20 protein-coding genes and 1 tRNA gene are annotated in these 21340 nt (G+C 68.8%); 10 read left to right on the top strand and 11 right to left on the bottom strand.

Features of this window, described 5'->3' with window-relative positions:
* Positions 1-5: 5 nt before the first annotated feature.
* Positions 6-1133, top strand: coding sequence for an ArsA family ATPase (locus VJT49_RS09665; protein ID WP_324164402.1), 1128 nt, complete (start codon positions 6-8; stop codon positions 1131-1133).
* On the opposite strand, the gene VJT49_RS09670 is transcribed toward VJT49_RS09665, so the two are convergent.
* Positions 1115-1402, bottom strand: coding sequence for a WhiB family transcriptional regulator (locus tag VJT49_RS09670; protein WP_324164403.1), 288 nt, complete (start codon positions 1400-1402; stop codon positions 1115-1117). The two genes, VJT49_RS09665 and VJT49_RS09670, sit on opposite strands and share 19 nt — an antisense overlap.
* A gap of 191 nt (positions 1403-1593) precedes the next feature.
* Between VJT49_RS09670 and VJT49_RS09675 the strand changes: the two genes are divergently transcribed.
* The 3 genes from VJT49_RS09675 to VJT49_RS09685 all read left to right on the top strand — a co-directional run bounded on the left by VJT49_RS09675 (position 1594) and on the right by VJT49_RS09685 (position 5065).
* Entirely contained in the window at positions 1594-3756 is a 2163-nt protein-coding gene (locus VJT49_RS09675; protein ID WP_324164404.1) for a transglycosylase domain-containing protein, read from the top strand.
* A gap of 321 nt (positions 3757-4077) precedes the next feature.
* On the top strand, positions 4078-4962 hold the full coding sequence (locus VJT49_RS09680; protein ID WP_324164470.1) for a metallophosphoesterase: 885 nt from the start codon (positions 4078-4080) through the stop codon (positions 4960-4962).
* 29 nt (positions 4963-4991) lie between these two features.
* Positions 4992-5065, top strand: a tRNA-Pro gene (locus VJT49_RS09685).
* A gap of 319 nt (positions 5066-5384) precedes the next feature.
* Here VJT49_RS09685 and VJT49_RS09690 read toward each other — a convergent pair.
* Positions 5385-6086 carry a methyltransferase domain-containing protein gene (locus tag VJT49_RS09690; protein ID WP_414635886.1) on the bottom strand — a complete coding sequence of 234 codons (702 nt, stop codon included), beginning with the start codon at positions 6084-6086 and terminating at the stop codon, positions 5385-5387.
* Positions 6087-6212: 126 nt separating this feature from the next.
* Here VJT49_RS09690 and VJT49_RS09695 point away from each other — a divergent pair, with 126 nt between their 5' ends.
* Positions 6213-8048 carry a S9 family peptidase gene (locus VJT49_RS09695; RefSeq protein ID WP_324164405.1) on the top strand — a complete coding sequence of 612 codons (1836 nt, stop codon included), beginning with the start codon at positions 6213-6215 and terminating at the stop codon, positions 8046-8048.
* Between the two features lie 118 nt (positions 8049-8166).
* Here VJT49_RS09695 and VJT49_RS09705 read toward each other — a convergent pair whose 3' ends face one another.
* The 4 genes from VJT49_RS09705 to VJT49_RS09720 form a co-directional block, all read right to left on the bottom strand.
* A complete protein-coding gene (locus VJT49_RS09705; RefSeq protein ID WP_324164406.1) occupies positions 8167-9552 on the bottom strand; it encodes a glutamate decarboxylase in 1386 nt (461 codons plus the stop codon).
* Between the two features lie 130 nt (positions 9553-9682).
* Positions 9683-10159 (bottom strand): DNA starvation/stationary phase protection protein, encoded by a 477-nt coding sequence (locus VJT49_RS09710; protein WP_324164407.1) that lies wholly within the window; start codon positions 10157-10159, stop codon positions 9683-9685.
* 21 nt (positions 10160-10180) lie between these two features.
* Positions 10181-10603, bottom strand: a complete 423-nt coding sequence (locus VJT49_RS09715; protein WP_324164408.1) for an organic hydroperoxide resistance protein — start codon at positions 10601-10603, stop codon at positions 10181-10183.
* A 51-nt stretch (positions 10604-10654) separates the two neighbouring features.
* Positions 10655-11197, bottom strand: coding sequence for an NADPH-dependent FMN reductase (locus VJT49_RS09720; RefSeq protein ID WP_324164472.1), 543 nt, complete (start codon positions 11195-11197; stop codon positions 10655-10657).
* Between the two features lie 237 nt (positions 11198-11434).
* Here VJT49_RS09720 and VJT49_RS09725 point away from each other — a divergent pair, with 237 nt between their 5' ends.
* Positions 11435-12481 carry an alpha/beta hydrolase gene (locus tag VJT49_RS09725; RefSeq protein WP_324164409.1) on the top strand — a complete coding sequence of 349 codons (1047 nt, stop codon included), beginning with the start codon at positions 11435-11437 and terminating at the stop codon, positions 12479-12481.
* Here the strand turns inward: VJT49_RS09725 and VJT49_RS09730 are convergent.
* Together VJT49_RS09730 and VJT49_RS09735 are read right to left on the bottom strand one after the other, a co-directional pair.
* Complete coding sequence (locus VJT49_RS09730) at positions 12478-13074, bottom strand: TetR family transcriptional regulator (RefSeq protein WP_324164410.1); 597 nt, start codon at positions 13072-13074, stop codon at positions 12478-12480. The two genes, VJT49_RS09725 and VJT49_RS09730, sit on opposite strands and share 4 nt — an antisense overlap.
* Positions 13055-14548, bottom strand: coding sequence for a DHA2 family efflux MFS transporter permease subunit (locus tag VJT49_RS09735; protein WP_324164411.1), 1494 nt, complete (start codon positions 14546-14548; stop codon positions 13055-13057). The genes VJT49_RS09730 and VJT49_RS09735 overlap by 20 nt, the downstream gene beginning before the upstream one ends.
* 158 nt (positions 14549-14706) lie before the next feature.
* Here VJT49_RS09735 and VJT49_RS09740 point away from each other — a divergent pair, with 158 nt between their 5' ends.
* The gene (locus tag VJT49_RS09740) at positions 14707-15828 is read left to right on the top strand and encodes an MFS transporter (protein ID WP_324164473.1); all 1122 of its coding nucleotides are present in this window, start codon (positions 14707-14709) and stop codon (positions 15826-15828) included.
* Here the strand turns inward: VJT49_RS09740 and VJT49_RS09745 are convergent.
* From VJT49_RS09745 to VJT49_RS09755, 3 genes are all read right to left on the bottom strand, one after another.
* Positions 15825-16181, bottom strand: coding sequence for a hypothetical protein (locus VJT49_RS09745; protein WP_324164412.1), 357 nt, complete (start codon positions 16179-16181; stop codon positions 15825-15827). The genes VJT49_RS09740 and VJT49_RS09745 overlap by 4 nt on opposite strands.
* Before the next feature lie 327 nt (positions 16182-16508).
* Positions 16509-17600: an aspartate-semialdehyde dehydrogenase gene (locus tag VJT49_RS09750; RefSeq protein ID WP_324164413.1), complete on the bottom strand. Its 1092-nt coding sequence runs from the start codon at positions 17598-17600 to the stop codon at positions 16509-16511.
* Entirely contained in the window at positions 17600-18862 is a 1263-nt protein-coding gene (locus tag VJT49_RS09755) for an aspartate kinase (protein ID WP_324164474.1), read from the bottom strand. Before VJT49_RS09755 ends, VJT49_RS09750 begins: the two co-directional genes overlap by 1 nt.
* Before the next feature lie 126 nt (positions 18863-18988).
* Between VJT49_RS09755 and VJT49_RS09760 the strand changes: the two genes are divergently transcribed.
* From VJT49_RS09760 to VJT49_RS09770, 3 genes are all read left to right on the top strand, one after another.
* Entirely contained in the window at positions 18989-20179 is a 1191-nt protein-coding gene (locus VJT49_RS09760; protein ID WP_324164414.1) for a hypothetical protein, read from the top strand.
* Positions 20180-20318: 139 nt separating this feature from the next.
* Positions 20319-20639, top strand: coding sequence for a hypothetical protein (locus tag VJT49_RS09765; RefSeq protein WP_324164415.1), 321 nt, complete (start codon positions 20319-20321; stop codon positions 20637-20639).
* Between the two features lie 31 nt (positions 20640-20670).
* Positions 20671-21279, top strand: a complete 609-nt coding sequence (locus VJT49_RS09770; protein WP_324164416.1) for a nitroreductase family protein — start codon at positions 20671-20673, stop codon at positions 21277-21279.
* The last annotated feature ends 61 nt before the right edge of the window (positions 21280-21340 follow it).

Here is a 21340-nt window from a genome sequence, read left to right on the forward strand (position 1 = left end):
TGCCCGTGAACACGATCGACGTCGACACACTCATCGACGACCCACGCACCAGGGTGATCGTCTGCTGTGGCTCCGGCGGAGTCGGCAAGACCACCACCGCGGCCGCGCTCGCCCTGCGCGCGGCCGAACGCGGCAGGCAGACCGTGGTGCTCACCATCGACCCCGCGCGGCGGCTGGCCCAGGCGCTCGGCCTGCGAGAACTGGGGAACCATCCCCGGCAGGTGCTCCTCCCTGGCTTCGAGCCCAAGGGCGAGCTGTGGGCGATGATGCTGGACATGCGGCGCACCTTCGACGACATGGTGCGCACCCACGCCGGCCCGGAGCGCGCCGAGCAACTGCTCGCCAACCCCTTCTACCAGACGATTTCCACGTCGTTCTCCGGCACGCAGGAGTACATGGCGATGGAGAAGCTCGGCCAGCTCGCGGCCACCGACTCCTGGGACCTGATCGTCGTGGACACCCCGCCGAGCCGGTCGGCGCTGGACTTCCTGGACGCGCCGAACCGGCTGTCCACCGCGCTCGACGGGCGGATGATCCGGCTGCTCACCGGGCCCGCGAAGGCCGGCGGCTGGGGTATCCGGAAGGTCGTCACGGCCGGGTTCTCGATCTTCGCCAAGGCCGTGTCCACCATCATCGGCGGCCAGTTGCTCACCGACGCGTCGGCGTTCATGCAGGCCTTCGACAGCATGTTCGGCGGGTTCCGCGAACGGGCGCGCAAGACCGCGGAGCTGCTGCGCTCCGACGGCACGGCGTTCCTGGTCGTGGCGGCCCCCGAGCCGGACGCGCTGCGAGAGGCGAGCTTCTTCGTGGATCGGCTCTCGGCAGAGTCGATGCCCCTGTCCGGTCTGGTGGCCAACCGGACACACCCGGTGCTCGCCGACCTCTCGGCCACGGCGGCGTTGTCGGCGGCCGAGAAGGTCGAGTCGAGCGCGCCGCTGGCCACCGCGGTGCTGCGCCTGCACGCGGACCGGGTCGCCCTCGCGAACCGCGAGGACCGGCTGCTCGCCCGGTTCACCCGCGCGCATCCCGAGGTGCCGATCGCCGGTGTGCCCGCGCTGCCCGGCGACGTGCACGACATCGCCGGGCTGCGGGAAATCGGCGACCGGCTGGCCTCCTACGAGACTTCGACGTAGTCGCGTTTGGCGGATTCGAGCAGCTCGGCCCAGGATGTCACGTCCGGACGTCGACGCAGCAGAGCCCGACGCTCACGCTCGGTCATCCCTCCCCAGATGCCGAAGTCGATCCGGTGGTCCAGCGCCTCTGCCAGGCATTCCGTCCTGACCGGGCAGCCCATGCACACCATCTTCGCCCGGTTCTGCTCGGCACCCCGCACGAACAACTCGTCCGGGTCGGTGTCGCGACACAAAGCGCCGACTCGCCAGCTCTGTTGCTTGGAGTCCATGCCCCCAGCTCCCTCTCCCTCGGCTCACGTGCCCCTCGTACGTGAGACGTTGACGGACCATAGGGCCAATCGGTTCCCTAGCCAAGATCTGACGAGCGATTCGTTATCGGAAAACGTCGCGAGAAGGGGACCGACGTGGTAAGCGGCCGGACGTCGCCGACCGCATATGCGACGGGGCTACCCTGGCTTGCGTGCGGAAGACGGATGCTTTCTTCAAGCTGCTCGGTCTGTGCCTGCTCGCGGGGATCCTGGTCGCGGGGGTGCTGTTCCCGATCGCCGGGGCGGCCGGGGTGGCGTCCAACAAGGCCAGCGAGACCGTCGACTCCATGTCGGCCGAACTGGCCAACGTGCCGCCACCACTGGTCACCACCATCACCGACTCGGCGGGCAACAAGATCGCGACCCTGTACGACCAGTACCGCATCCCGACCGCGACCAGGCAGATCAACGACGCCATGCGGTGGGCTCTGATCTCGGTCGAGGACAAGCGCTTCCTGGAGCACCACGGTGTGGACTGGACCGGTACGCTGCGCGCCGCGCTGAGCAACAGCGCCGGCGCCGACACCCAGGGCGCGTCCACCCTGACCCAGCAGTACGTGAAGAACTACCTGATCAACGTCATCTATCGCAACGACGAAGCCGGCCAGCAGAAGGCGCAGGAACAGTCGATCGCGCGCAAACTCAAGGAAGCCCGGATCGCGATCCAGCTCGAAACGAAGATGAGCAAGGACCAGATCCTGACCAGCTACCTCAACGTTGTCGAGTTCTCACGCAAGATCTACGGCGTCGGCGCGGCCGCACAGGCCTATTTCAACACCACTCCGGAGAAGCTCACCGTCACCCAGACGGCACTGCTCGCCGGAATGGTCAACAACCCGCCGTTCTACGACCCGTGGAACCATCCGGAACGCGCCACGGAACGCCGGAATCTGGTGCTCGACCGGATGGTGGACAACCGCAAGCTGTCACCGGAGGACGCGGCGAAGCTCAAGCTGGAGCCGCTGGGAGTGGTCCCGGACGGCCCGAGCAAGCCGGCCTCCAACTGCACCGGCGCCGGCCCGGAGAACGGCTTCTTCTGCCAGTACGTGCAGGACTACCTGCTCACCAACGGGATGACCAAGCAGGACCTCTACGCCGGTGGCTACACCATCAAGACCACAATGGACCCCAACGCCAACCACCAGGCGAAGGTCTCCGCCGAGACCCAGGTCAAGAAGACGCAGAAGAACGTAGCCAACACGCTTTCCCTGGTGCGGCCGGGAAAGAACCGGCACGAGGTGGTCGCGCTCGCCGCCAACCGGGACTACGGCACGGACAAGGACAAGGGCCAGACCACTTACGCGCTACCTTCGGACGTGGCCAACGTGACCGGCGCCGGGTCGAGCTACAAGATTTTCACGGCCGCAGCCGCGCTGGAACAACACAAGACGGGCATCTACGCGACCATCCAAACACCACAGAGCTACGTGTCGAGGGTGTTCGTCGGCGGCCAGAAACCCGGTTGTCCCCAGGTCGACCGAGGCACCTGGGCCTACTGTCTGCAGAATTACGGTGAAGGCAACTACGGACCCTCGATGAGCCTGCAGCAGGCGCTGGCCACCTCGCCGAACACCGGTTTCGTGATCCTGGAAGAACAGGCCGGCATGGGCGCGGTGGTCGACATGGCGCGCCGCCTGGGCATGCGGAACGCGATGGCGTCCAACGCGGCGAATGGCGGGCCGGTTGATCCGAAGAACGTCAGGCCTGAATACAACATGCCGCAACAGAAGTTCTACGGGCCCGGCGGTGTCTCGCGGAACGGCCTGGGCGCGTTCACCCTGGGCGTGAGCCCGACCAGCGGTCTCGAACTCGCCAATGTGGCGGCCACGATCGTGAGCGGTGGCGTGTGGTGCCCGCCGACACCGATCAGCCAGATCACCGACCGGGACGGCAATCCCGCCTCGCCGGTTCACGAAGCACCATGCGAACAAGCCGTGCCCGAAGGCCTCGCCAACGCCCTGGCCGTCGGCATGAGCAAGGACATCTTCGATGGCACCGCGAAGGGAGCGCGCCCCGAAAGCTGGACCCGGCCGACCATCGGTAAGACCGGAACCACCGATGTCAGCGGTTCGGCGGCCTTCGTCGGCGCTGTCCCACAGATGGCCGGTGCGGCGATGGTGTTCCGTCCCGACTTCCCGATCGGTGGCCTGTACGACGGCGGACCCGGCAACGTCAGCGCGGCCCCGGGCAGCCAGGACGGCAACATGTTCGGTGGCAAGACACCGGCGCGAACCTGGTTCGGCGCCATGGTCAACATCATGGCCGGTCAGCCCGAGATGCCACTCCCACCGTCGGATCCGGCCTACGAGCGTTGACCCGGGGCTTTCCCGGTGGTGCGGTACCGCCGGTGTGGCGTCATCGAAGAATGGCGTCTGAGCTGCGGTGATACGGCTTGCCTGAGCCCGCCTACAGCGGCTGGGCAACGTATCGACGGCGAGGCAGGGGAAAGGGGGCAGGAGATGGTGCTCAGTCCCGTGGCGCCCCTTCCCCCGTCGGTCACTGGATGCGCCCGACCGAACCAGTCACGTACCCTCGTCGTCGTGGGCACGGACGGTAACACCAGAACGGGCGTGATCGCGCCGACCCGGATCCTCGCGGGCATCTTCGGACTCGGCGCGGCGGCGCTGGGGTACGCGATGGGTATCGAACGGCGGCGCTGGACGCTGCGGACCGCGGAGCTACCCGTGCTCGCGCCCGGGGCGCAGCCGATCCGCGTGCTGCACGTGTCGGACCTGCACATGATGCCGGGGCAGAAGTCCAAGCAACGCTGGGTCGGCATGCTGCACGAGCTGGAGCCCGATCTGGTCGTCAACACCGGCGACAACCTCGCGCATCCTCAGGCCGTGCCGTACGTGCTTCGGGCGCTCGGGCCGCTGCTGGAGCGGCCCGGGGTGTTCGTCTTCGGGAGCAACGACTACTACGCGCCCAAGCCCAAGAACCCCGCCCGCTACCTGATGCGGCGCGGCAAGAAGAAGCGCGTCCACGGCCGCAAGCTGCCTTGGCGGGATCTGCGGGCGGCGTTCGTCGAGCACGGCTGGACCGACCTCACCCACGTGCGGCGCACCATCAAGGTCGGCGGTCAGACCGTGCTCGCCGCCGGGCTGGACGACCCCCACCTGCACCGCGACCGGTACCACCACATCGCCGGGGCCGCCGATCCGAACGCCGTGCTCCGGCTCGGCGTCACCCACTCGCCCGAGCCCCGTGTCCTCGACCCGTTCGCCGCCGACGGCTACGACCTCGTGCTCGCCGGGCACACCCACGGTGGCCAACTCCGCATCCCCGGCTACGGCGCGCTCGTCACGAACTGTCAGCTTGATCGCTCCCGCGCCCGCGGTGCCTCCCGGTGGGGCGCGCGGATGTGGCTGCACGTGTCGGCTGGGCTGGGCACGTCGCCGTACGCGCCAGCCCGTTTCGCCTGCCCACCCGAGGCCAGCCTGCTCACCCTCGTCCCACGCGGCACACCAGTCACCGAGACCGAAAAGGAAACCCGGCGGAAGGTCCCCAGCGACGTCCGCTAGACTCTCTTCCGGCCCGTTAAGCAGTACCTCGGGGTGTGGCGCAGCTTGGTAGCGTGCCTCGTTCGGGTCGAGGAGGTCGTGGGTTCAAATCCCGCCACCCCGACACGCGGAAGACAGAAGACCCCTGTCCGTGGAAAGCACGGACAGGGGTCTTCCGCGTTGTGACACTGGGGGCCAAGCCCCCAGACCCCCAGCCAGGGGGCAAGCCCCCAGGACCCCCCGCGGCGTGTGGTGGGGGTTACCTTGGGGGGCCGCGTGGGCCCTTCGCTTCGCTCGGGCGGGTTGGCGGGTGCGAGTCCCGAATCAGGCATGCGTGTGTCCCACGTTTGCGGCGCGTGAATTCTGCGTTCGCAGGGTTCGCAGGGTGTAAACCTGTGTGTTCCGTGTTTTGGTGCGGGTGTGCGGCCCTCGGCGCGCGGGGGTTACTTGGTGGCGGTTAGTTCTTGCCAGCATTGGGTGAAGTCGCCGTCGCCGGAGTGGGACCATGACCAGGCCGAGCGGGCGGCGCTGGCTAGCTGGTCGCGATCGGCCGGGGCGGCTTTCAGGGCTTCGTCCAGGCGTGATTCGATGTATTTCGCCAGGGCCCGGTAGGGCATGTCCGGGCGGAAGCGCGCATGGGAGTGGATGTCGCGGAAGCCTGCGTGCGTGACGTGGGTGGCGATGTGCTTGCCCGCGAACGGGTCTCCGCCGGTGCGACGGCGAAGGAGATAGTGGCCGCGTAGTGCCGCGTCGACGTTGGCCGTTCTCGGGCGCAGCCTGGCCCGACTCCAGTCCGAAGTAGACAGAGCGAGTGTGCCGCCGGGTTTGAGTACCCGGCGAAGCTCGGCGAGGGCTTCGGCCGGACGTCCCAGATGCTCGAACAGGGCGTGCGCGAAAACGACGTCAACACTCTCCGACGGAATGGGCAGCGCGTAGACCGAGCCCGCGACGAAGTCCACAGTGGAATCCTGCGGAAACCGCGCCGGCACCGGATCGATGCCGAGCACCCGGCCGGCGCCGCCGACGACCGGAACGAAACCGCGGGTGATCGTGCCGGGCCCGCAGCCGACGTCGAGCACCCGCATCCCCGGACGCAGCAAGCGCAGCACGAACCCCGCCTGGTCACCCACGGTGCGCGCGGACATCATCGACAGCGCGTCATCAGCGTAACCCGGTGCGTATCCTTCGGCGTCAGCCTGAACACGGGCCGCGGCAGACCCACTCTCCAGCACGGGGTCCACCGTACGGGTTCGACCTGGCAGGATCGAGGGGTGACTACCCAGCACCCGCCCGCCGCGATCCCTGACCGGCTCTTCGACGACGCCGAGGCCGAAGCCCTCTGGCGCGCCCGGTTCCAGGCATCGCGCATGTCGACCCCGGCCTGGGCGATCGACGCCCCGGACGCCAACATCTACGTCTCCAACGCCAGCGGCGTCTGGGAGGTCTACGCCTGGAACCGGGCCACCGGTGAGCACCGCCAGGTCACCGACCGGCCCAACGGCACCCTCCACGCCATCACCTCCCCGGACGGTGCGTGGATCTGGTGGTTCAACGACACCGACGGCGACGAGTTCGGCTCGTGGGTGCGCGAGCCGTTCGCGGGCGGGACCGGTGAACGAGCCATGCCGGACGTGCACGAGGGTTATCCGGCAGGACTGGAGATCGGGCACCGGCTGGTCGCGGTCGGCGTCTCCACCGACGACGGCAGCGAGTTGTTCGTGCACGCGGACGGCGAGACCAAGCGGTTCTATGTCAGCAAGGACGACGCGAGCGTCGCCGCGCTCTCCCGGGACGAGCGCCTTCTGGCCATCTCGCATTCCGAGCACGGCGACTCTCGCCACCCCGCGGTGCGGGTCCTGGCCACGGACGGCTTCGCGGCCGTGGCCGAGAAGTGGGACGGCGAGGGCAAGGGGCTGACCCCGCTGGCGTTCTCCCCGGTCTCCGGCGACTCCCGCCTGCTCCTGCTGCACGAACGTCGCGGGCGCGAAGAGCTGCTGGTGTGGGACGTCGAGCGGGACACCGAGAGCGAACTGGCCCTCGACCTGCCCGGCGAGGTTTCCGCGGGGTGGTATCCGAAGGCCGACGCCCTGCTCGTCGTGCACTTCCATCAGGCGCGCAGTTCGCTGTACCGGTACGACCTCACCACCGGCGAACTGTCCTCTTTGGCCACTCCGCCGGGCAGAATCGGTGGCGCCGCGGTGCGGGACGACGGAACCGTGGAGTACTCGTGGTCAAGCGCGGCGGAGCCGACCGTGATCCGGGCACGCGCCGCCGACGGCACCGAGGGGGTCCTGCTGACCCCGCCCGGTGAACCCGCCCCAGGCTCGGCGCCGATCACCGACGCCTTCGTGGAGGGCGCGGGGGGACGCATCCATGCGTTGGTCTCCCGTCCCTTCGACGCGCCGGACGGCCCGCTGCCGACCGTGTTCACCTTGCACGGCGGACCGCATTCGGCCGACGAGGACCGCTTCTCCGCCTACCGCGCGGTGTGGCTGGACGCCGGTTTCGCCGTGGTCGAAGTGAACTACCGCGGCTCGACAGGTTACGGCTCGGCATGGCGGGACGCGATCGAGGGCAGACCGGGACTGACCGAACTCGACGACGTGGCCGCCGCGCACGACTGGGCCATCCAAAGTGGACTGTCGGACCCGGGGCGATGCGTGGTCAACGGGGCTTCCTGGGGCGGTTACCTCACCCTGCTGGCGCTCGGCACTCAGCCGGAACGCTGGGCGGCGGGGGTCGCGAGCGTGCCGGTGGCGGACTACGTCGCCGCGTACGAGGACGAGATGGAGCAGCTGCGGGCCTTCGACCGGGCACTGTTCGGTGGCTCGCCGGAGACCAAGCCCGCCGTGTACCGCGAATGTTCGCCGATCACCTACGTGGGCGCGGTGAAGGCGCCGGTGCTGGTGCTCGCCGGGGACAATGACCCGCGCTGCCCGATCCGGCAGATCGAGAACTATCTCAAGAAGCTGGCCGCGCGTGACGTGCCGTACGAGTTCTACCGCTACGACGCCGGGCACGGCTCGCTCGTGATCGCCGAAACGATCAAGCAGACGGCGGCGGAAGTGCACTTCGCGCTCCGCTCTGTCGGCCTGAGGAAGAGCTGAGATCACGCGGTGCCGGACCGGCTCCGTGGCCTGTCCTACGGCGCCGACGACCACCCGGTGAAGCCCTTCGTCCTGGCCGAACCGGTGGCCAGGGGCGGTGCTGATGGACCGCTGAACCTCAGTGATGGAACGCGGTGCTGGTCTCCGGCGGGTGCCGCGGAGCCTCCTGCTTTTCGAGTTCGGGCAAGATGCGGGCGAGGTCGTCGACCAGCAGGTCGGCGAGGTCGTGCGTGAACCCGTTGCGGCAGACGATCCGCAGCACCGCCAGGTCCGTCCGGTTCTCCGGGAAGGTGTACGCGGGCACGAGCCAGCCGCGTTCCCGGAGCCGCCGCGACACGTCGAACACGTCGAACGCGGTGACCTCCGGCTTGGTGGTGAAGGCGAACACCGGCAACTGGTCGCCCCTGGTCAGCAGCCGGAACGGGCCAAGCTCGGCGATCCGGTCCGCCAGGTCGGTCGCGACGTCCCGCAGGACCTGCTGCACCGCGCGGAATCCCTCGCGCCCCAACCGCAGAAACATGTAGTACTGCGCGACGACCTGTGCGCCGGGCCGCGAAAAGTTCAGCGCGAAGGTGGGCATGTTCCCGCCGAGGTAGTTCACGTTGAACACCAGCTCGGCGGGCAGCGCGTCGCGGTCCCGCCACAACACCCAGCCGACGCCCGGATAAACCAGGCCGTACTTGTGTCCGGAGGTGTTGATCGAGGCCACGCGGGGCAGCCGGAAGTCCCATTCCAGCTCGGGGTCCACGAAGGGTGCGATCATCGCGCCCGACGCGCCGTCGACGTGGATCGGGATGTCCAGGCCGGTCGAGTCCCGCAGTTCGTCGAGCGCCGCCGCGATTTCGGCCACCGGCTCGTAGCTTCCGTCGAACGTGGACCCGAGGATCGCCACCACGCCGATGGTGTTCTCGTCACAGCGCGCCACGGCCTCTTCCGCGGTGAGATGGAACCGCTCGCCTTCCATCGGCACGAGCCGTGGCTCGATCTCCCAGTACTCGCAGAACTTCTCCCAGCACACCTGGACGTTCGCGCCCATCACCAGGTTCGGCCTGCCCGCGCGACCCAGCTTGGACCATCGCCGCTTCAACGCCATCCCGGCGAGCATGCAGGCTTCCGACGAGCCCGTGGTGGAGCAGCCGATGATCGCGGCCGGGTCGGGCGCGTGCCAGAGATCGGCGAGGATGTTGACGCAGCGCTGCTCCAGATCGGCGGTCTGCGGGTACTCATCCTTGTCGATCATGTTCTTGTCGCCGCACTCGGCCATCAGCGCGCGTGCCTGCGGCTCCATCCACGTCGTGACGAACGTGGCGAGATTGAGACGAGCGTTGCCGTCGAGCATCAGTTCGTCGCGGACGAGTTGATGTGCGGTGTCCGCGGGCAGCGGCTCGTCACGGAGCTTGGTGTGCGGTACTTCGAGAGTGGCGGCGAGGACGGGGTCCACACTGCCCAACAACGGATTGCGGCCGCCGCGCCGCCGGCCGGTCTGCTTGCCCTCATGCAACATGTCCCGACCCTAGCCCGCCGCGCCGCGGTCGCGACCACCCAAAGTTGTTGACCCGCACAGGCGACAACCGGCGTGACGCGAGCGTCACGCCGGTTGTCCCTTCCTGGGGTCAAGCCCCAGACCCCTCGCGTCAGGCCTGCTGGGCCTGCCACATCCAGTGCTGCTTCTCCAGCTCCTGGGTCACTTCGAGCAGCAGGTCCTGGGTGACCAAATCACTCTTGTCGGTCTCGTCGATCCGCTTGCGCAGACGCTGGATCAGCACGGCGAGGATCTCCACGATCGCCGCGACCGTCGACTCCACGCTCTGCCACTTCTCCGGGTAATCGGGCAGTCCCGAACTCTCCGCCACGGTCCTGGCCTTGCCGTTCGGCGAGACGCCGATGGCACTGGCCCTCTCGGCGACGTCGTCGACGAAGCCGCGCGCGACGTCCACCAGCTCGTCCAGCTGGAGGTGGGCGCTCCGGAAGTTCGAACCCACGACGTTCCAGTGCGCCTGTTTGGCGATCAGCGCCAGGTCCACCAGATCCGTCAGGGTGGCCTGCAGCACGTGGCCGGTGATCTCCTTGTCGCTTTCGGTGAGCGGACTCCTGATCGGTGAGTTCGCCATCGAAACCTCCCTTGTGGTTGCTCAGGTCGTGGCCGCTACCTCGACCTCGATGTTTCCGCGGGTGGCCCGGGAATACGGGCACACCTGATGGGCCTGCGCGGCCAGCTCGTTGGCCTTGCCCTGCTCCAGCCCGGGCAGGTGGGCCACCAGCTTGACCTTCAGCGCGAACGCGTCACCGTCCTTGCCGATACCAACCTGGGCGGTGACCTCGGAGCCACTGAGCCGCACGTTCGCCTGTCGCGCCACTAGTTGCAGCGCGCCGTGGAAGCAGGCCGAGTAACCCGCGGCGAAAAGCTGTTCCGGATTCGTCCTCGAGCCCCCGGGACCGCCCATCTCCTTGGGCACCGCGAGCTGCTCGTCAATCAACCCGTCCGACGAGGTCACCTCGCCGTTACGGCCGTCGCCGCGAGCTGTCGCGGCGGCCGTGTACAACACGTCGACCATCTGGCTATTACCTCCCGCCACGGTATACCCAGAGCGGGAGCCGACAATCCTCTACCGCCCGCGGGCGAACTCCACGACGTGCCTGCCGATCAGGCGGAGAGTCGTGACGATCTTCTCGTCGGAGGCGCCGCCTGCCTCGTCGAACTTGACCTCCGCCGTGTTCACCGACCCACCGAGCGGCGTCGGCCAGCCGCGCAGCGCGTGTGTGATGGTGCGGAGCTGGTCAAGCGTGGTGACGGCGGCCTGCCAGCCGTAGGCGACCGCGACCAGGCCGACCCCACGCCCGTCGAGGTAGGGCCGGGCGTCGGGGCGAAGGTCCTCGACGTAGTCGAGGGCGTTCTTGATCAGCCCGGAGAGGGCGCCGTGGTATCCGGGCGACACGATGATCAGGCCGTCGGCCTGCCGGATCGCCTCGATCAGGCGAAGGGCCTCAGGCGTGCGATCCGGGATCCCCGAGTCGTAGAAGGGCAGGACGAGGTCGCTACCGGTAATGGCGTGCGCTCGCGCCCCTGCCTCTTCGGCGCCCTGAAGCGCGATGTGCAGGGCGCGTTCGGACTGGGAGCCCGCGCGCAGGGAACCGCCGATACCGAGCACCTTGACCATCGAGTTCTCCGCCACGTCATCGAGGCTAGTACCTCCAGTTGACCCGATGACCAGATTCTGAGACTGCCACCACCCCACGGAAGTCGGCAGCGTGCTCCCGCGCGAACGGCGTGGCGGGCCGCGCCATGGAAGCCGCCGTCGTGACACACGAAGCGTTCGGATGCAACGATTCGTGCTCCGTAACGGTCTCTGCTGGCCCTCGCGCGTACTCGAAAGTAACCTCCATTCATGCGGATCCCACTCCGAAGCCGCGTGGAAGCGGCCTCGCTGAAGATGATCTTCTCTTTGCCACGCCCACTGCGCAGACTCATCGCGGGCAGGCCGATCAGGCTGGATGGCCTTGAACTCGCGCTCGAAGCCCAGCTGCTGCTCCGGCTCCACCGGATCGCGGGCGTGACGCTGAGCGGAGGCGACCCCGCCGAGATTCGCGCGCGGCTGGCCACCTCCCAGAATGCGGCCGCCGGCAAGCCGATCGAGCCCGTCAGCATCCGCGAACTGATGCTCGGCGACGACCTGCTGGCCACTTTGTACACACCGGGCGGGCTGCCGAGGGGATCCGGCATGCTGGTCTACTTCCACGGTGGCGGCTGGGTCATCGGTACGCGGGCCAGCCACGACAACACCGCCCGGTACTTCGCCCAGCGGGCGGGTGTCCGGGTCCTGTCGGTCGAATACCGCCTCGCACCGGAGAATCCGTTCCCGGCGGCCGCCGAGGACGCGCTGGCGGCGTTCGACTACGCGCATGCCAAGGCGCAGGATCTGGGCGCGAACCCGGACCGCATCGCGGTCGGCGGCGACAGTGCGGGCGGCAACCTGGCGGCGGTCACCGCCCAGCTCACCACCCGTCGCGGCGGTCCCGCCCCCGCCTTCCAGTTGCTGCTCTACCCGGGGGTGGACGCGACCACGCGAAGACGATCCCGGGAACTGTTCGGCAGCGGGTTCTTCCTCACCGACGAGGACATGAACTGGTTCCTCGACCACTACGTGCCGGTCGGTGTCAACCGGGACGACCCTCGGCTCTCTCCGTTGCTGGCCAGAAATTTCTCGGGGCTGCCACCCGCCTACATCGCGACGGCGGGCTTCGATCCGCTGCGCGACGAAGGCGAAGCGTATGCGGAGAAGCTCAGGGACGCCGGCGTGCCGGTCGCGCTCAGCCGTCAGCCGGATCTCATTCACGGCTACGTCAACTTCTTCGGCATCGGCACCCGGTTCCGGGAGGCGATGGCCGAAGCGGCGGGCGCCCTGCGCATGGGCTTGGCCCGCCTTCCGGATTAAAGCGGCAGTCCGGCCTCGAGCCGGGCGAGCCCCTCGTCGAAGGCCTGGATGAATCGTCCCGGCTCATCGGAGGTTTCGAGGAACGCGGCGAGCACGACCCCCACCACCACACCCGACCAGGTCCGCACGGCGGGATCGCCGGGGCTCCGCCCGGTTCGCTCGGCCACGGCGTGGTTGAGCAGATCCATCCCGGCGGTGATCTGGTCCATCAACCTCATTCGCAGTTCGGGCACCGTCATGATGAGCCGCTGCCGCGCGCTCTCCAGTTCGGACTCTTCGGCTCGCAGGGACGCACGCATCTGCCGGAGGGCGGTCCGGAGGGCGGTGATCGGCGGCAAATCCGGCGGCTGGTCAAGGAAAGCCCGCATCGCGATTGGGTCCAGCCGGTCGTAGGCGATCGTGTCCTCCTTGGTCGGGAAGTAGCGGAAGAAGGTGCTCTGCGAGACCTCGGCCGCGGCCGCGATCTGCTCGACCGTGGTGTTCTCGTAGCCCTGCTCGATGAACAGCCGCAGCGCGTGGTCCTGGATCGCGGCCCGCGTCCTGGCCTTCTTCCGCTCCCGTAATCCCGGCTGGTCACCCCGCGACGAACTCATGCCCCGATTCTGCCTGCACCACATCCTCGGCGGTGCGCGGCAGGAAGACGGCCGCCAAGATCGCTCCGACGACCGCGACGACCGCGCAAACCCACAGCGTGCCGCTCATCCCGTGCACGAACGCCGACCGCACCGGCCCGGCCATGCCCGGGAAACGCACCCCGGACACCGCACCGTCCCGGACCGGCCCCGGCACGTTTCCGGGGAGCCGGTCGCGGTAACCGGCGTTGAGCACCGTGCCCAGGATCGTGACCCCCAGCGTGCCGCCGACCTGGCGTAATGCCTGGATCAAAGCCGATCCGACGCCGCTGCGCCCCGGCGAACCGGGGGCCACGAGCGCACCCATCGCGATGTCCATCGCGGACGGAAGCGCGAACCCGAGACCCAGCCCGACCAGGCTCACCCAGATCACCACGAACGAGTACCCGTCGCCGGTGCCGGTGAAGGCGCCCGTCACGAGCCCGGCGCCCATCAACAGGAAACCAAGCGCCGCGACGACTTTCGCGCCGAACTTCCTGCGGACCCGGTCGGCGATCTGCACACCGGCGAGCAACCCGCCCACCAGCGGAAGCAGCCGCAGGCCGGTACCGAGCGCATCCGTGGCGAACATCGCCTGGAAGTACTGCGGCAGCAGGAACATCGCACCCATCATCGCGAAGGAGGCAAGCGTCGCGAGCACGCTTCCCCAGCGGAAACCGGGCGAGCGGAACAGGCCGACGTCGACCAGCGGATGCGCCGCCCGCCGCTGCCAGGCGACAAAGGTCGTGATCAGCCCCGCCCCGGCGATCATCGGCACCAGCGCGGAAGGAGCGCCCCAGCCGCGATCGCCCGCCTCGACCAGACCATAGGTCACGGCGACCAGCCCGGCACTGGACAGCAGGATCCCGCCGACATCGATCCGCTGGCCGGGGTTTCCAGGCAGTTCCGGCAGCAACCAGGCCAGCAGTGCCACGCCCACCGCGACCAGCGGCACGTTGATCAGGAACGCCGAACCCCACCAGAAGTTGTCCAGCAGCCAGCCACCGACCACCGGCCCGAGTGGGATGCCGACCGCCATGGCCGCCGACCAGACGGCGATCGCCCGGCCGCGCTCCCGGCCCGGAAACATCTCGGTGAGCACCGACATCGACAGCGGGACCAGGAACGCCGCGCCGACGCCGAGCACCGCTCTGGCGGCGATGAGCATCCCCGCCGAACTGGCGTACGCGCAGCCGAGCGAAGCCAGGCCGAACAGGGTGAGCGCCGAGATCAACAGCTTCTTCGGCCCGAACCGGTCGCCGAGCAGGCCGGCCGGTAGCAGCCCCGCTGCCAGGACCAGCGTGTAGGCGTTCGAGAACCACTGCAACTGGCTCGTCGACGCGTGCAGGTCGAGCGCGAGCGTCGGCAACGCGACCGACAGGACCGTGACGTCGAGCCCGAAAGCCAGCAAGGCCACGGCGAGCGCACCCAGCGCCCACCACCTCCGTACCGCCATCTCTCGTCCTCCAATCTGAATGCGACTACCTTTTGATAGTAGCTTTCACTTTCTCGATTGGCGAGAGAAAAGACTTGCACGGTCGTGCCAGACTCCGATGCGTGCGCGCGTATCGGAACGTGCTGGGGCTGCCCGGCGTACCAGGCATGTTGCTGTTGATGCTGCTGGCGCGAGTGCCGTTGACCGCGACGGGCATCACACTCACCCTGCATGTGGTCACCGATTTGGGCCGCGGCTACGGGGCCGCCGGACTCGTCGGCACCGCGACCACGCTGGGCAGCGCGATCGGGGCCCCGCTGGCCGGGCGGCTGATCGACCGCTACGGCCTGCGCCCGATCATCGCCTGCTGCGGCATCGCGTCCGCCGCTTACTGGGTGGCCGCCCCGCATCTGCCGTACCAGGCCCTGGTCGCGGTCGCGCTACCGGCGGGAATGCTCGCCGTGCCGGTGGGCTCGATCGCGCGGCAGGCGCTGACCGCGCTGGTCCCGCCGGAGCACCGGCGCACGGCCTTCTCACTGGACTCGATCTCGCTCGAGGCGTCGTTCATGATCGGGCCGACGGTGGGCGTCGCGCTGGCCACTCAGGTGTCCGGCACCGCCGCGCTGACCGGGATCGGCATCAGCCTCGGCCTGCTCTGCCTCGTACTCTGCCTGCGGAATCCGCCCATCCGGCGGGAGAACGAGGAAATCGGAGATCGCCCGCCGTTGCGGGGCTGGCTCAGCGTGCGGCTGCTGGCCATCCTGCTTATCGGCTTCGGCGTGCTGTTCTGCCTGGTCGGCACCGAGGTAGCCACACTCGCCACGCTCCGCGCCACCGGGGCGGTCGAGTGGACCGGCGCGGTGATCACCGCGATGTGCCTCGCCTCGGCGCTGGGCGGGGTTCTGCACGGCGCGGTCCGCCGCCCGCTCTCCCTGCCGGCACTGATGATCCTGCTGACCGTGCTGGTGATCCCGGCCGGCCTGTTCGGCCAGCCATGGTGGCTGCTCGCGATCGCGCTTCTCCCGACGAACTTCGCGTGCGCGCCGACGCTTTCCACCACCGTCGAGGAGGTCACCACGCTGTCCCCGGCCAAGGTTCGCGGCGAGGCGATGGGCCTGCTGGATTCCGCGACCCGGCTGGGCCTGGCGGTCGGCGGCCCGGTCGCGGGGTTCGCGATCGACCGCTCCACCCCGGCGATGGGTTTCGTCGCGGCAGGGCTGGGCGGCCTGGTGATCGCCTCGGCCGGGCTGGCCCTGCGCCGGACGGCGCCGCTCCAGCAGGTCGCACCAGCCGAGGTTTAGAGGCAGGCGGCGCGGAGTGCGGCGATGTTGTTCGCGTTCCGCCGAATCCAGTCGGCGGTGTTGCCGAGTTCGTCGGCCTTGCGCTTCTCCATCGAGACGTAGAAGTCGGCGAGGGTGAACAGATTCTGCTTCAGGTCCTGGTCCGAGACCTCGTTCGCCAACTGCTGCAACCGGTCGGCCTTCTGCGCCGCATCGCTCACCAGCTTTTCCGGATCGACGTTCGGGTTCAGGTTCGCCAGGCCGAGTGCCTCGGTGCAGACGCTCGCCTTGTCCGCCGCCGAGCCGACCTGCTCACACGCCGTCAGCAAAACCAGCAACCCGATCCCCAGACCGACCGTCCGCACCAGCTTCATGTCCCCAAAGTACCGGTGACATGGCGGCTGTCGTTTCCGAACACGCTGAGCAACGGTGAGTGGGGTGCGAGGTGCGCCCGCGCGAGCGCGGTGAGCCCGGGGCCGGAAACGGCCTCCCAGTCGGCTCCGAACCGGAAGGCCGAACTCGCGCGCCTGAACGCGGAACTCGCCCGACCGGAAAGCGGGATGTCTCGCCCCACACGAAACCCGGACTCGCCCACCATGGAACCCGGACTCGCGTGTCGTGAAGGCCGGACTCGCCTGTCGCGGGAGCCGGACTCGCCCGACGGGAAAGCGGGACTCGCGGCGGGTAGTTGCGGTACGGACCTATGCGGCGGCCGCGATCAGTTCGGCGATCTGGACCGCGTTGAGGGCCGCGCCCTTGCGGAGGTTGTCGTTCGAGATGAACAGCGCCAGCCCGCGGCCACCTTCGACGCCGGGATCGACTCGGAGGCGGCCGACGTAGCTCGGGTCCTTGCCCGCCGCCTGGAGCGGGGTCGGCACGTCGGTCAGCTCCACACCCGGCGCCCCGGCCAGCAACTCGGTGGCACGCTCCACCGACAGCGGCCGCGCGAACTCGGCGTTGACCGACAGCGAGTGCCCGGAGAACACCGGCACGCGCACGCAGGTCCCGGACACCAGCAACTCGGGGATGTCCAGGATCTTGCGGCTCTCGTTGCGCAGCTTCTGTTCCTCGTCCGTCTCGAGCGAACCATCGTCCACAATGGACCCCGCCATGGGCAGCACGTTGAACGCGATCGGCCGGACGTACTTCGCCGGTTCGGGGAACGGCACGGCGTCCCCGTCGTGGGTGAGTTCGGCCGCTCGCTCGCCCACCGCGCTCAACTGGCTCGCCAGTTCGCCGACGCCGGCCAGCCCGCTCCCCGACACCGCCTGGTAGGTGCTGGCGACCAGCCGGACGAGCCCGGCTTCGTCGTGCAGCGGCTTGAGCACCGGCATCGCCGCCATCGTGGTGCAGTTCGGGTTGGCGATGATCCCCTTGCGGGCCCGGCCGATCGCGTGCGGATTGACCTCGCTGACCACGAGCGGGACCTCGGGGTCCATCCGCCACGCGGACGAGTTGTCGATCACCGTGACCCCGGCCGCGGCGAACCGGGGGGCCTGCGCCTTCGACGTCGCCCCGCCCGCGGAGAACAGCGCGATGTCCAAACCGGACGGATCCGCGGTGGTGGCGTCCTCGACCACGATTTCCTGGCCCTGCCACGACAACTTGGTGCCCGCCGAGCGAGCGGATGCGAAGAAGCGGATCTCGCCGACCGGAAGGTTCCGCTCCGCCAGCAGTCTGCGCATCACGCCGCCGACCTGGCCGGTCGCGCCGACGACTCCCACTCGCAGTGTCCTGCGGGACGCCCGCACCTGGTCGGTCTTGGGCTCGACCACCGCTCGCACGTCCGCCATCAGCGACCACTCCCCGCGTACACAACCGCTTCCTCGTCACCGCCGAGCTCGAAGGCGTCGTGGATCGCGCGCACGGCGTCGTCGAGCTGCGTGTCCCGGATCAGCACCGAAATCCGGATCTCCGAGGTGTTGATGATCTCGATGTTGACGCCCACCTTGGCCAGCGCCTCGCAGAAGGTCGCGGTCACCCCGGGGTGGGAGCGCATGCCGGCGCCGACCAGCGAGACCTTGCCGACCTGGTCGTCGTAGAGCACCGAGTCCAGGCCCAGCTCCTCCTTGATCTTCTCCAGCTGGGCGACCGCCTTGGGACCGTTGGCCTTGGACAGCGTGAAGGTGATGTCGGTGCGGCCCGCCGTGTTGGACACGTTCTGCAGCACCATGTCGATGTCGATCTCGGCATCGGCGATCACCCGGAAGATACGGGCGGCGGCCCCGGCATGGTCCGGCACTCCCGTGATGGTGATCTTGGCCTCGGACCGGTCGTGCGCCACACCGGTGATCAGCGCTTGTTCCACGGGGATCTCCTCAATCGAACCGGCCACCGTCGTGCCCGGCTTGTCACTGTAGGAAGAACGGACACGGATCGGCACGCCGTAACGCCGGGCGTACTCGACCGAGCGTAGGTGCAGGATCTTCGACCCGCTCGCCGCGAGCTCGAGCATTTCCTCGTACGGGATGGTGTCCAGCTTCCGCACGTTGGGCACGATCCGGGGGTCCGCCGTGTACACACCGTCCACATCGGACAGGATCTCGCAGACGTCCGCGTTCAGTGCCGCCGCCAGCGCCACCGCCGTGGTGTCCGAACCCCCACGGCCGAGCGTGGTGATGTCCTTCGTGTCCTGCGAGACGCCCTGGAACCCGGCGACCAGCGCGATATAGCCCTGGGCCAGCGCGTCCGTCACCCGGCTCGGCGTGACGTCGATGATCCGCGCGTTGCCGTGCACCGCCGTGGTCACCACCCCGGCCTGCGAGCCGGTGAACGACCAGGCTTCGGCACCGTGCGCGGAGATGGCCATCGCGACCAGCGCGTTGGAGATGCGCTCGCCCGCGGTGAGCAGCATGTCCATCTCGCGCTCGGGTGGGACCGGGTTCACCTGCTGGGCGAGGTCGAGCAGTTCGTCGGTGGTGTCACCCATCGCGGAGCAGACGACCACCACGTCGTTGCCCGCCTTCTTGGTCTTGACGATCCGTTCGGCCACGCGTTTGATCCGATCGGCGCTCTCCAAGGATGAACCGCCGTACTTCTGGACTACGAGCGCCACGATGAACTCCGCCTCCTCGGTGCCCTGTCGCTTGCAGACTACCGGGGTGGCGGCCGACGGCCAGCTCACTGTGTGGTAGCCGCCACTGGCATACCCCTGGTAGGCGGATTGTGGAAAACTCACGAGGTGGTCGTAACCGAACAAGAAGTTCTCCCACTCGCCGAACCTCCGACCGACCGCGCGGCGAGATGGCGGCCCTTCATTCCGGCGGCGATCTTCCTCGGCGTCCGTGCGGTCGGCGTCGGCGTGCTCGCGATTTTGTCGTCGTTCAACAGCTACACCCTGGTCGACCGGCTCACCGCCTGGGACGGCCTGTGGTACCTCCGCATCGCCGCGTACGGCTACGAGCTCGGCTACTTCACCGACGCACAAGGCCACCCGAACTTCTACACACCGCGCGCCTTCTTCCCGGCCTATCCCTACCTCACCCGCGCGTTGTCGCTGGTGACCGGCATGAACCTGATCACGGCCGCGCTGCTGTCGACGACCGCGTGCGGGCTGGCCGCGGCCTACGGGGTGGCCAGGCTCGGCCTGCTGGCGCGCGGCGGCTCGCCGCGGACCGGCTACCTGCTGGTCGCCCTGTTCGCCGCGGCACCGATGGGTATCGCCTTGTCGATGGCCTACACCGAGGCGATGTTCTGCGCGCTGGCCGTCTGGGCGCTGATCGGGGTGCTGGAGCGGCGCTGGTGGCTGGCCGGCGTGTGCTGCGCGCTGTCCGGGCTGGTGCGCTCTTCGGCGTTCGCACTCATCGTCGCGGTTGGGCTGGCGGCACTCGTGTTCGCGGTGCGGGCGAGGAACTGGCGGCCGCTGGTCGCGGTCGTCCTCGCACCCACCGGGCTGGTCGGTTACCTCTGGTGGGTGGGTCATCAGGTGCGGCCGGGAGCCGGCCTGATCGACCAGCTCGGCACCTGGTCCGAACTGGAATGGCAGGGCTGGGACACCCGGTTCGACTGGGGCGCCGAGACGGCGAAGTTCATCGGCGAGGTGCTGGTCTCCGGCGGGTACACGATGAGCGTGCTCACCCTCGCCGTGATCGCCGGCGCGGTCGCGCTGCTCGGCGTGGGCATCCGGCAGCGGGTGGCATGGCCCCTGCTCTGGTACGCGGGCCTGGTCATGGTGATGGCACTGGCGTCCAGCAGCCTGATGCACGCCAAGGCGCGGTTCCTGCTGCCCGCGGCGATCATCCTGCTCATCCCGGTCGCGATCGGCCTGGCCAACCGGCGTACGAGCACGGCCGTGCTGGCGGTGCTCGGTATCACGCTGGCCAGCGCCTGGTTCGGTGCCTACTCGCTCACGATCTGGAAGTACGCCGTTTGATCATTTTCCTAAAACAATGTTCAACCGACCGCTGGCAGACCTCGCCAGCGGGACGAAGCACACCTCGACCAGGAAAGGACGAGGTTCCCGACGACCCAGCCCACTCCCGTGCCGCAGGGCGACTTCCCCGCCTCCGCCCATGCCGCCGAAGACAAGGGCGCCGCGCAGGGGCTTCGCGATCACCGCGCTCGTGCTCGGCATAGTGGCCCTCTGCGGTTCACCGATCCCGATCCCGAACAACGTGACCATCATCGCCGGGGTGGTCGGCGTGGTCTTCGGGGTGATCGCACTGTTCGGTGTCCACCGGGTGGTGGCCGGGTCCGGTACCGGTCACCTACAGCGTCAGCGGCAGCAAGGACGGGGACGCGATCGTCACCGCCCACGGGCGGGGCGGTACCCGGTTCAGGAGCACCGTGGTGCGAACGCCGCCGAGCAGGGTCGCTCCCCGTGGCGACGGTGACCGACGTGAGTTGCTCGTAGTATGCGGTCTGATGAGCCCGTTGCGAAAACCTGCCGAAACCAGTGCGCCCCTGGCGGAAGACATCGGTGAGCGGTGGAGTCCGAGGGCGCTCGACGAGACCGCGGAAGTCAGCTGGGACCAGCTGCGGTCGCTGCTCGAAGCGGCGAGATGGGCGGCCTCGTTCGGGAACACGCAGCCGGCGCGGTACCTCGTCGGGCGCCGCGGCGATCCGACGTACCAGCGCATTCTGGGCGCGCTGACCGAGCGGAACCAGTCCTGGGCACACCGCGCGGGCGCGCTGCTGGTCGCGATCATGGTGACGCGCAACGAAAAGGGCGAGATCCAGTACGCGGAGTACGGTCTCGGCCTGGCCGGGCAGAACCTCGTGCTGCAGGCCGTCCACGAAGGGCTGGTCGCGCACCAGATGGCGGGGTTCGACCCCGAAGCGGTCCGCCGTGACTTCGCGGTGCCACCCGAAGCCGTCCCGCGCGTTGCCATCGCGGTCGGGACGCAGGCCGAGCCCGAGGTGCTGGGGGCGGAGCGGGACGTGGCCCGCGAGCGTTCCCCTCGCAAGCGGCTTCCCCTCGCCGAGTTCGCCTTCACCGGGACCTGGGGCAAACCAGCCTGGGACCCCTCGTGACCGTGCTGCGCGGCGCCAAGGTGACGTTGCGCCCGGCCGAATCCGGCGACATCGAAACGTT

The organism is Amycolatopsis sp. (genome assembly GCF_035276945.1).
GTDB lineage: Bacteria > Actinomycetota > Actinomycetes > Mycobacteriales > Pseudonocardiaceae > Amycolatopsis_E.